At 46.7% G+C, this 11,007-nt stretch carries 11 protein-coding genes; 6 read left to right on the top strand and 5 right to left on the bottom strand.

Annotated features, from left to right (window positions below; all coding sequences use genetic code 11):
- Positions 1 to 11: 11 nt before the first annotated feature.
- Positions 12 to 689, top strand: coding sequence for a PolC-type DNA polymerase III (locus KUV50_RS00815; protein WP_222578179.1), 678 nt, complete (start codon positions 12 to 14; stop codon positions 687 to 689).
- 245 nt (positions 690 to 934) lie between these two features.
- Here the strand turns inward: KUV50_RS00815 and KUV50_RS00810 are convergent, their stop codons facing one another.
- The 5 genes from KUV50_RS00810 to KUV50_RS00790 all read right to left on the bottom strand — a co-directional run bounded on the left by KUV50_RS00810 (position 935) and on the right by KUV50_RS00790 (position 5,570).
- Positions 935 to 2,020 (bottom strand): cytochrome-c peroxidase, encoded by a 1,086-nt coding sequence (locus KUV50_RS00810; protein WP_222578178.1) that lies wholly within the window; start codon positions 2,018 to 2,020, stop codon positions 935 to 937.
- A gap of 69 nt (positions 2,021 to 2,089) precedes the next feature.
- The gene (locus KUV50_RS00805) at positions 2,090 to 2,878 is read right to left on the bottom strand and encodes a hypothetical protein (RefSeq protein WP_222578177.1); all 789 of its coding nucleotides are present in this window, start codon (positions 2,876 to 2,878) and stop codon (positions 2,090 to 2,092) included.
- Positions 2,844 to 3,674: a 3'-5' exonuclease gene (locus KUV50_RS00800; protein ID WP_222578176.1), complete on the bottom strand. Its 831-nt coding sequence runs from the start codon at positions 3,672 to 3,674 to the stop codon at positions 2,844 to 2,846. The genes KUV50_RS00805 and KUV50_RS00800 overlap by 35 nt, the downstream gene beginning before the upstream one ends.
- Positions 3,664 to 4,719 (bottom strand): FAD:protein FMN transferase, encoded by a 1,056-nt coding sequence (locus KUV50_RS00795; protein WP_222578175.1) that lies wholly within the window; start codon positions 4,717 to 4,719, stop codon positions 3,664 to 3,666. The genes KUV50_RS00800 and KUV50_RS00795 overlap by 11 nt, the downstream gene beginning before the upstream one ends.
- Before the next feature lie 14 nt (positions 4,720 to 4,733).
- Positions 4,734 to 5,570 carry a TerC family protein gene (locus tag KUV50_RS00790; RefSeq protein WP_222578174.1) on the bottom strand — a complete coding sequence of 279 codons (837 nt, stop codon included), beginning with the start codon at positions 5,568 to 5,570 and terminating at the stop codon, positions 4,734 to 4,736.
- Positions 5,571 to 6,086: 516 nt separating this feature from the next.
- Between KUV50_RS00790 and KUV50_RS00785 the strand changes: the two genes are divergently transcribed.
- The 5 genes from KUV50_RS00785 to KUV50_RS00765 all read left to right on the top strand — a co-directional run bounded on the left by KUV50_RS00785 (position 6,087) and on the right by KUV50_RS00765 (position 10,998).
- Positions 6,087 to 6,578 (top strand): DUF6495 family protein, encoded by a 492-nt coding sequence (locus KUV50_RS00785; RefSeq protein ID WP_222578173.1) that lies wholly within the window; start codon positions 6,087 to 6,089, stop codon positions 6,576 to 6,578.
- Positions 6,575 to 7,591 (top strand): T9SS type A sorting domain-containing protein, encoded by a 1,017-nt coding sequence (locus tag KUV50_RS00780; protein ID WP_222578172.1) that lies wholly within the window; start codon positions 6,575 to 6,577, stop codon positions 7,589 to 7,591. Before KUV50_RS00785 ends, KUV50_RS00780 begins: the two co-directional genes overlap by 4 nt.
- A 351-nt stretch (positions 7,592 to 7,942) precedes the next feature.
- Complete coding sequence (locus tag KUV50_RS00775) at positions 7,943 to 8,566, top strand: NifU family protein (protein WP_222578171.1); 624 nt, start codon at positions 7,943 to 7,945, stop codon at positions 8,564 to 8,566.
- Between the two features lie 3 nt (positions 8,567 to 8,569).
- Positions 8,570 to 9,397, top strand: coding sequence for an inositol monophosphatase family protein (locus KUV50_RS00770; RefSeq protein WP_222578170.1), 828 nt, complete (start codon positions 8,570 to 8,572; stop codon positions 9,395 to 9,397).
- 140 nt (positions 9,398 to 9,537) lie between these two features.
- Positions 9,538 to 10,998 carry a Gfo/Idh/MocA family protein gene (locus KUV50_RS00765; protein WP_222578169.1) on the top strand — a complete coding sequence of 487 codons (1,461 nt, stop codon included), beginning with the start codon at positions 9,538 to 9,540 and terminating at the stop codon, positions 10,996 to 10,998.
- Positions 10,999 to 11,007: the final 9 nt, after the last annotated feature.

Genomic DNA, 11,007 nt, shown 5'->3' with positions numbered 1-11,007 from the left:
CCGTTCCGACCATGTTCAAATTCTGGAAACGCAATAAACCAAAGGCACCAGCCAAAGGGCCCGAATGGCTCCGGGCATACTTTGAACATACCATAGCAATCGACCAAAATGCCCCATCAAGAGACCAGGACTTTGCAGTTATTGACCTGGAAGCCACCGGCCTCGATACGGCGAAAGACAAGATTATTTCATTTGGTTTCATTCCTTTACGAAACTTTGAAATATGGCCCGGTAAATCATTTCAGTGTTACATAAAACAGGATTATTTTGACAAAGAAACTGTTCCTATTCACGGAATACTAAAGGACGATATTAAAGATGGTTTATCGGAAGAAGACTTTCTTAAATCCATCCTCCCGCACCTAAGTGGGAAAGTAATCGTCGGCCATCATGTAGGCTACGACATAGCGATGATCAATCAGGCGCTCCAACGCCATTATGATACCGAACTCATCAACCCATTTATCGATACCGGAGTGTTGTATAAAAAGGCCTATCCGAGCAAGTTTATATACAACAAATATCAAAGTCCGATACCATCGCTCGATGAAATCGCCATGGAGTTTGACATTCAGACCAGAGACCGGCATTCTGCCATGGGTGATGCATTAACGACCGCATTTATCTTTATGAAATTGTGGAGGACTGCAGAGGAGAATCAAGAATATACCTTGAAGGATTTACTCTAAAAAAAAACGAGCCACAAGAATGATCCGGTGGCCCGAGTATGCAAATTATAATCCCATGAACATATCCAAAACTATTATATCTCGTTATATACAAATATCAATTGGACAAGTACAAATATAAGAGGAGGATCCACACAAACCGAATACAAAATTACGGTATTGTTACGTCAAATAAATAATACTACATACTTAATAGCCTATTAATCAATGCATTATAGTCTTTAAACTAGCGATATTGTTACTTTTCATGGATTTGGATCAGCATAATCGGGGTGATTTAAAAATGCGGTATCCGTTAAAGTTTTCACGAATGCAATCACTTGTTGTTTTTGTTTCTCCGTCAACCCCAGGGGTACGATGAGCGGATCGGTATTGGCCTGACGATGCCCTCCGCTGTTGTAATGATCCATGACTTCTTCCAATGTTTCAAACCGGCCATCGTGCATATAAGGAGGTGAAACAGCTGCGTTGAACAGCGTCGGTATTTTAAATTTTCCATAATCCCACAACTCGCCAGTCACTTCACCACGCCCTTTATCCGGGAAGTTCTCCAGGTTGTCAATATTCTCCAGACCATTATTTTTAAATTCAAACGTCGTAAAAAGCGGTTCTGCGTGGCAATGGCCGCACTCGGCATCCGGAAGATCAGGAACAGCGTCTACGAACATCAGATACCCTTCCAATTCATCCTCGGTCAGCACGAGCTCACCTTTCAGCGCGAGATCATACCGTGTCGTTCCACTGCTGATCAGGGTTCGTTCAAACTGAGCAATGGCTTTGGCAATCAATTTCTGATCAATTTCTTTTTTATTAGTAATCCCAAAAGCCCGGCGGAATTCCGCGGGGTAATCCTTGTGGTTTTGAATCTGTTTTTCCAGCACCGCCCAATCGTGATCGAGCTCATTTGGATCTTCGACCGGATGCAGGACTTGTTCCTCCAAACTGGTGCTTCGGCCATCCCAGAAAAGATTTTGAGAATTGTACCCGACATTGATCAGGTTCATACTGGTCCGGCGACCTGTCCGGCCATCCACCCCAAGCGATATACCCCGGGGATCTTTAAAGCTTTCCGTCTGCAGATGACAACTTCCGCAAGATATCGTACTGTCCCGGGACATAATGGGATCGTAAAACAACCTCCGGCCCAGCGCTATACCTTCACGGGTCATCGGATTGGAAGCCGGAATATTCATTTTTGGATAATTTACTGCTACAGACAAGGTATATGGGGTCGGTTCATAGGGGATGGCAGTCAGGTCATCTTCATCCACATCCGGCACTTCGGCAGGCTCTTTTTCACAGGCGCCCACCCCTATAAATAGCAGAAACATACTACAGAAAATTAGCTTTTTATAACGTACTACCGGCTTCATAGTATGTAATCAATACCTCCGATGCCATTAAGGTTCAAAAGAGGCCCTTAAGTTTGCTTTAAATTTACTCAAAAGAACGTCCTCCGGCAGGGAGAAATCCATCGCATCAAACAGGGTGGTTATATTAATACGAAAATTAACAACCAGATCCCGGCCGCGAGTTTTGGTCCACGAACCAGAAATATCAACATTTGCACGTGGATCATCAATCGACAGATTCAGCGAACCTGCTTCGCTACCCGGTACATCCAGCACAACTTTTACCCAATTCCACGAATGGGCCCTAAAGTCATAGAACGTGCTATCCCTCAAAGGGTGATCGCGTGGAAAATCAGCGGGTACTTTCCCCCGTAGTTCTTCCACCGGACCTACAGAAAATTCCAAATGATCAAATGTTCCATCCGAAAGAAAATTTGCCCCCGCATTATTGAGGTCAAGCACATTCACCCCTAAAATAGCAGGCGATACCAGGTAGTTCCCGGTGGTATCCCCGGGCACAAAAACCGCTCCTGTCGAATCAGACAGCTGGATATTTGAAGCCAGGAACTTCAATTCCCGGATCACATAGCGCTGACCGGCAGCATTTTCAAAAGTGTCCGCGAAAGACAACGTACCTTCCCCGTCGGTCAATGTAGTCTGAAACACAAGATCTGGATACTCGCAGCAACACGGAGCCTGATTGGACACCTGGAAGTTGGTCGCCGAAGCATCCATGCACCCTTCTTTATACTCCTCGCACGACAACAGACCGCCCAGCATGAGGATCAAAAAGAACCGAATGCTAAGCATTTTGTCCCTTGGCCAGATTGTCAGCATAAGCCTTCACTTCTTTTTGGATAATGTCTTTCACCTGATACGAAAAATCCTTGTTCAACATCCACCCCAGATACTGCCGGTCTTTATACAAGAATTTACCTACAGGTTGACCATTGTACTTGCCAAAATTGAACACAACCTGTCCGTCCAGATCATATTTTAACTTTTGAGTCACATCAGCAAACCGAAGATCGGTGGTAAAATCATGCAAAGCCTGCATATCATTTTGCACCGGTTTCGAAATATTTCCATCGCCATCGTCATACGGCGTATCGGCATATCGATCCAGCTGTCCGTGAAGTACCTTTACGGTCGCCCGGACATCTTCGAGTGCATCATGTGCATTCTCAAGCTCCTGACCAGTATAGAATTTCAGGGCAGCAGCAAGATTACGCGGTTCCATTTTAGTAAAAATCCGCATCACATCGATGGTTCGTCGTTCTGACATATCCAGAGGAATGCCTGCCCGATCCAGCTCTTCCATGAGCATGGGCACATCAAACCGGTTCGAATTGTATCCAGCCAGATCTGCCGACCCGATAAAGCTATGCACCTCCCGGGCCACCTCCTTAAAAAAGGGTTTATCCGCCACCATTTCAGGGGTAATGCCGTGGATGGAAATAGACTCCTCTGAGATCTCCCTTCCAGGATTGACCAGTACAGTGTATTCTTCCGGTTCCTCTTTTCCTTTTTGGTACTTGATAAGAGCCAGCTGGATAATGCGATCATGAATCACATGCAATCCCGTTGATTCGATATCCAAAAAAACCAGATCTCTGTCAAGGTTAAAATTCATCATTGTTGTTTTTATATTTAAGTGATTTCATTCCGGAAGTCTCATATATTAACATACTGTCGCTGCCATTATTGTAAATCAGGTAGGCTTCTACTTCCGGAATCTGATCCAGCATGGCCTTACCCTTATCGGAACCCATGGCCATGACTGCCGTGGCCAGGGCATCAGCCAGACCACATCCGTCAGTAATCACGGTAGCTGACAACACATTACTTTGTTCCGAATAACCGGTTTTCGGATTGATCGTGTGTGTAAACAACTGCCCATTGGATTCGTAGTAATTGCGGTAATTACCGCTGGTGGCTACAGCCTGATCTTTGATGACCAGTTCTTCGATCAGTTCCTGCGCCGGTGCATTCACCTGTGGTTTACTCACCCCGATAACCCAGCCTTCACCGGCTCTTCCAGGGCCGTGAAGCAACATCTCTCCACCTATCTCGATCAAATAATTCTCAATCCTACGTTCCTTGAAGTAATCTCCCAGCCAATCGCAGGCCGCCCCTTTCGCCACCGCACTAAAATCAAGCTGGTACCCGTGGGGCAATTTCCACGTCGCTCCTTCCAATTGATCGAGGAGGTCGCCGTATCCCACAAATTGAAGCAAGGAATCCACTTTGACAGAATCGACCAGATCCACCGGACGGTGTCCTTCATATCCAAACCCCCAATAATTCACCAGATCCATTACCGTCGGATCAAAATAGCCGTCGCTCCAGTTCCACACCTGTTCTGCTATGGACACATTAAACTTAAAAAATTCGATTTCATGCGCATTTTCTGCTTCGACATCGATGGTTTCTCCTTTATTCAGCCGGCTGATCAAAGACGTGGGAATATAGGTCGAAGCAGACTGATTGATCATAGCTAATACGCTGTCAACCTCTTCTTTTTTGACCGGATTTTGATCGGATCCTTCATAGGTGATGTGCCAGGTTGTCCCCATCGTATTCCCCTGGATCTTTTGTATCGAAGTGGTCGTTGCAGCCGGCGGAGTACATGCATACGCCATACACCCCAGCACCAAGCCCCATAACAAATATTTCATAGTGATATCGTATTTCAATTTGACTCTGATACTTTTTCTGCAGCCCCGTGCAATTGAACCGGCTTCTTAGTTTTCCGAAGCCGCATATTGAGCATTTCCACCATCAGCGAGAATGCGATGGCAAAGTACAGATATCCTTTGGGAATAGCGCCCACCGTCTCATCGAACACCTCCAGATGAGACAAATGTGCTGCCTCGGTGACCAACATAAACCCAATTAGGATCAAAAATGCCAGACCAAGCATCTGAATGGTGGGGTGTTCATTGACAAAATTACCCACCGGAACGGCAAAAGCCATCATAATTCCCACACTGATCACTACGGCAATAATCATAATCAGCAAAGCTCCGTCCAGACCACTGGTCATTCCCACCGCCGTCAATATGCTATCGATGGAAAAAACAAGGTTGATCACTGAAATCTGAACGATGGCATTACTCAATGTATTTACTTTTTTATTGGCTGCAGCAAGTTGATCTCCTTCCAGCTTATGATGAATCTCACTGGTGGCTTTGTAAAGCAGGAACACACCCCCTGCAAACAAAATTACACTTTGGCCGCTGACACCGGCCGCCAGCCAGCCAATATCAAATGAAAACCAGACCGCCTGCATGGCCGTCAGATATGATATTCCAAACAACAGCACAATACGCATCACCATCGCCAGTATAAGGCCGATATTAATGGCTTTCCCTTGGTGTTCTTTTGGCAATTTGCCACTGATAATAGAAATAAATAGAATATTGTCCACTCCCAGGACGATCTCCAAAAAAGTCAGTGTCAATAAACTCATCCATATCGCCGGGTGGGAAAAATCAGGAATGGCGATCCCAAATAACAATTCAATCATACGCTTTGGTTTATTTTTGACAAAATACTGTACCGCTGCAAATATACTACAAATGCATTTATACTCGGTACCATTTGACCCGCCCAATCAGATAAGGCAAAAGATGTAATCTATAACAATACAAAAACGGCCAAACCCTTTTTCTATGCGTTGGCAAGTTCATCAATGCGGCATACCGACCCCCTGATTTGTATGAATCACGAGGGTACCGGTACCATAGAAACATTGTATGAAAAGATTATGGTCATTAATCTGCTTGCTCCGCATTAGTCATAGCTTCTTTCAAGTCTTTTTTCTATCCACCCCGCCGGCGTGACACGATCTGCGTGGACTGCTATGATCTGGGGGAATAAAAAGACAAGCATCCCGTTCTGCCAGAGCTGGAGCTCGTACTACCGGGAATTTAGTACTCATCTACCTGGTTGGGACCGGTGGAAAAAATCACAGCATGTTATCCGGCGGAATTAAATCATTTGGAATGAAGTTCCTTAACTTTGTCTAAAAGGCCAAAAAACCATGAAATACAGATTGCTCACCAAGGATGAATTGGAAGAACTCGAAAAAGAATTTGTCACCTTTCTGGCAGCGAATGGAATACCAGCCGAAGACTGGGTCCGAATCAAAGAAAATGAACCGGCCAAAAGCCAGGAACTGATCGCCATTTTCAGCGATGTGGTGTTCGATAAAATTTTATCCCAGGTTCATTACCTGGAACACCGCCAACCAGACATCATCCGGATCTTCCGGTTTGGGGAAGAGAAAGTGATCATGAATGGTCTTCGGCTCGAAGGCAAATCCGCCATTGACTTTACTAAAAATCAGGATGTTACTGCCCTGATGCAACTCTTCAAATTGTCACCGGGCAAATTGAAAATATTCACCGCAGAGAAAACCTACCAAAAAGACCGGCTTCAGGAAATTTTTCAATTAATGCAAAATAGCGCACAAATTTTGAAGGATGATCGTTTATTTAGCACGATAGAACAACTTAAAAACGCAAAACCATGAAATATTTTACCACCCTCCTCCTCTTTTCAGCCTTGCTGTGGTCCAATTCAACGGTGGCTCAAACCAAAAAAATCACCTATGTAGAGCACTTTAGCAATACCAAGTGCCCCATATGTCAGGATTCCCGCGGTGACATCTATGAAAACCTCGAAGATTTCAAAGGCGAGATCAACCACATGACCATCCATTACCGGTATCCCTATTCCTCCTGCCCCTTGTATCAATACAATAAAACAGAAGCGGACAACCGGGTGGCGATCTACGCAGATTCCCAAGATCCTATAGGTAGTGCGCCGACTTTATCTGTGAACGGAATTGCACGCCACAGAAACAGCATGGTGAAAAACATCAATGCAGCCATGGAAGACAAAAGCGTCCCCGTCGGACTGAATATGGTCGAAAAAGGAACCAGCAGCAAAGAAGTGACCCTGGAAGTTTTTAACCGGACCGAAGCCGACCTGGGTCACCTGTATGTGTATGCCGCACTGGTGGAGAAAAAAGTAAAAGTCAATGTGGATGGCCAAGACTGGGAAATTCACGATGTATTCCGCAAATTTCTCGGATCTCAGCAAGGAAAAGGGAATGCTCTTGGTACGCTTAAATCCGGCGCATCAACAAGCATTACGCTAAAAGGTGATGTTCCCAATGACCTGAACGCGGAGGACCTCTATGTCCTTGCCTGGGTGGAACAACGGATTCCCAACGGGGATAAGTACGAGCTCGTCATACAAAACAGTGTATCGGTCAAGACAAGCGTGACGACAGACACGGAGTTGCAAATACCGGAATCGGAATTAGCCCTCTACCCCAATCCAGCCCGCCACGAACTTCGACTACGCAATACGAGCGATTTCACCCCTTCGCTTTACCGGATATTTTCGTCGACCGGTCAGGAAATAAAACGAATGACACCGTCCGGACAAATCGATATTTCAGATCTCACGCCGGGCCAGTATATTTTGGTCCTGGAAGGAAAGCATGCCCGGGTAACCCGAAGTTTTGTGAAGCAGTAAATTAGGGATTAAGCAGTTCGAGATCTGGAAGCTAAGTAGCACTGAGCCAACCCTATGAGCGTGCGGACTTCCCCCATATCAACTTTAAGATTAGTTCTCTGAGTTTCCATGCTTGTTTCGCCCTTTCAGCTTTCAGCTTGGTTCTTTGGGCTTTCAGCTTTTCTGCTTGGTATGGTTCTTTCAGCTTTCAGCTTGGTTCTTTCAGCTTTCAGCTTTTCTGCTTGTTTAGCCCTTTCAGCTTTCAGCTTGGTTCTTTGAGCTTCTCTCCTTTTATACCTATATTTGTGTAGAACCGGCAACCTTTTGGCACATGCAACGTTGTTGGTAATGAAACGAAAAAGTCAAAAATTCATGGAAACACAAACCAAGACCAAAAATCCAGTACTTCTATATACAGAGCGCACCCCCAATCCGGAAGCGCTGAAATTTGTTACCAATACCATGCTTTACCGTGGTACCGCAGATTTTCAAGAAGTAGAACTGGCCAACGAGTATTCACCACTGGCTACAGAGCTATTTGAATTTCCGTACGTCAAAGGCGTCTATATATCCAACAACTTCGTGACGGTCACCAAGGAACTCAACTACAGCTGGGATGACATCATGCTGAAAATCAAAGCCTTTATCAAGTCCTATGTGGAATCTGATAAAGCGATCATCAATGAATCCTTCGAGGCCTATATCCAAGAGCAAGAAGCGGCCAAGCGAGAAAAAGAAGGGATCGCCTACACGGGAGATGAGGGAGAAATCGTCGCCCGGATCAAAGACCTCATTGACACCTACGTGAAGCCGGCGGTAGCTGGTGACGGGGGAAACATTGAATTCGAATCTTTCGAAGACGGGGTCGTTTCGGTCTTGCTCCAAGGCGCCTGCAGTGGCTGTCCTTCCTCGCTGGTCACCCTCAAACAAGGAATCGAGGGGATGTTGAAACGGATGATTCCGGAAGTCCAATCGGTGGAAGCACACATGGACTAACCCATGAAAGTCCCATTTCAGGAGGATGCATATAAGGATATCATTGAAGTGGGCCAAAAGGCAGCCTCCTTTATCCGCCAGCATTTTCAGAAAAAAGACTTTGAAGAAGAAACCAAAGCACACGACAACAGCCTGGTGTCCTATGTTGACCGCCAGGCAGAACAAATCATCACCCGGGGGCTCGCCGAACTCTATCCCGACTATGGATTCATTACAGAGGAAAACACCATTCGACAGGATGATCAAAGGGACTACTATTGGATTATTGACCCCTTGGACGGGACCACCAATTTCCTCCATGGTCTCGAAATATTTTCAGTAAGCATTGCCCTCAGCAACCGGTCGGGCACGTTGCTCTGGGGGCTGGTTATTGATGTGATGAACGAAGACGTGTACCACGCTGCCAAAGGCCAGGGCGCCTGGAAAAACGACCAGCGTTTGATACAAGGTGACAGCTCACTCAAAATGTCCCTTCTGAGTACCGGATTCCCCTATTACCGGTTTGACAAGAAAACCATTTATCTGACCCACCTGGAAGGCTTCATGGCATCTTGTCGTGGCTTGCGTCGCTGTGGATCGGCTGCGCTGGACCTGTGCCATGTAGCAGCAGGTATTTACGGTGGTTTTTTTGAATATGATCTGCACTTGTGGGATATCGCTGCCGGAGCATTGATCATCCGGGAGTCCGGGGGTGTCGTGACCGATTTTGAACAAGACCACGAAAACTGGAAACTCGCTGGTCATGTCGTAGCAGGTAATCCACGCTGTCACCAAGAAATGTTTGACCAGGTGATCAAGCGTAATCCCACCCAACCCAAGCGAACGTCCTGATCGACCCCGGTGATCTCACTCCACCCCTCTTATAATGGTGGCTCGTCCCATATAGTTGCTAAATAATTGGCAATTCACATAATTTTATTCTAAATTATGCCCGCAACAATTATTTCAAATTTTTAGTATCAACACGTATCATGAAAAAAGATAAAACGAACACCCGTGAACGACGGGATTTTATGAAAAAAGGCGCCGCTGCCATGGCCGGATTATATATTGTACCCAGAGCCGTTCTGGGTGGAGATGGCTATACCGCACCCAGCGACAAGCTTCGCATAGCGGGAATCGGAGCAGGTGGGAAAGGCCGCAGTGATATTGCAAGCTGCTTTGAGTCCGGAAATGCGGAAATCGTCGCATTGTGCGATGTGGATGACCGGCAATCCAAAGCGAGCCGGGAGCGTTTTCCCAAAGCCGACTATTATCATGATTTTAGAGAAATGATGGATAAAGCCGCCGATTCCATCGATGCGGTAACCGTGTCTACCCCGGATCACAACCATGCTGTCCAGGCCATGGCTGCGATGCAACTGGGTAAACACGTATATGTCCAGAAACCACTAACCCACGACATCTACGAAGCCCGGAAACTCACTGAGGCAGCTGAAAAATACAACGTGGTCACCCAAATGGGAAACCAGGGCTCATCTGGTGATGGGGTACGGCAAATGATCGAATGGTACAACGCCGGATTGATCGGCGAAGCACACACCGTCTACTGCTGGACGAACCGCCCGGTGTGGCCTCAGGGTATTCCCTGGCCCGAAAAAAATCCTGCCGTCCCCAAAGAATTGGACTGGGATCTTTGGTTGGGGACCGCTCCCTATAAAGAATATGTCGACCATGTGGTTCCATTCAACTGGCGGGGCTGGTGGGATTACGGCACCGGTGCGCTGGGCGATATGGCCTGCCACATTATGGAGCCGCCATTCCGTGTGTTGGGTCTGGGGTACCCCAGCTCTGCAGAATGCAGCGTTGCCAACCGATATGTCGAAAACTGGGGGCAGGCTTACTTCCCGGAGTCGGGTCCCATTGCGTCGCACATTACCTTGCAGTTTGAAGGACAGGCCAATGGCAATGACGTGGAATTTCACTGGATGGACGGTGGTATTCAACCCTCCAGACCACCCGAACTTGGTCCGGATGAAGTCATGGGTGACGGTGGAAACGGAGTCATTATCGAAGGAACGCGTGGTAAAATGATGTGTTCGACCTACGGCCGGAACCCCCGGTTGTTACCCACATCGCTTACGGATGCGATCAATGTACCGCAGACAGAACCCCGAGTAGAAGGCGGTTCCGGCGGTCACCAGGCTCAGTGGGTCAATGCATGTATTGCCGGAAGAGGCAGTCAGGAGTTCAAAGAGTTGAGCTCACCATTTAGCATTGCAGGGCCATTGACAGAATCTGTATTGATGGGCAATCTTGCGATCCGAAGCTATGATTACAGAGAAGAAAAATCCAATGGAAAGGGATACAATTACCCCGGCCGACATAAAATTCTGTTGTGGGATGGACCCAATATGGAAGTCACCAATTTCGAACCAGCCAATCAGTTTGTTAAACGGGACTACCGGAACGGATGGAGTCTGGGCGTTTAAACCCGGAAT

Source organism: Membranihabitans marinus (assembly GCF_019802045.1).
GTDB classification, from domain to species: Bacteria; Bacteroidota; Bacteroidia; order Chitinophagales; family Saprospiraceae; genus Membranihabitans; species Membranihabitans marinus_A.
This window is presented reverse-complemented; position numbering and strand designations above follow the sequence as displayed.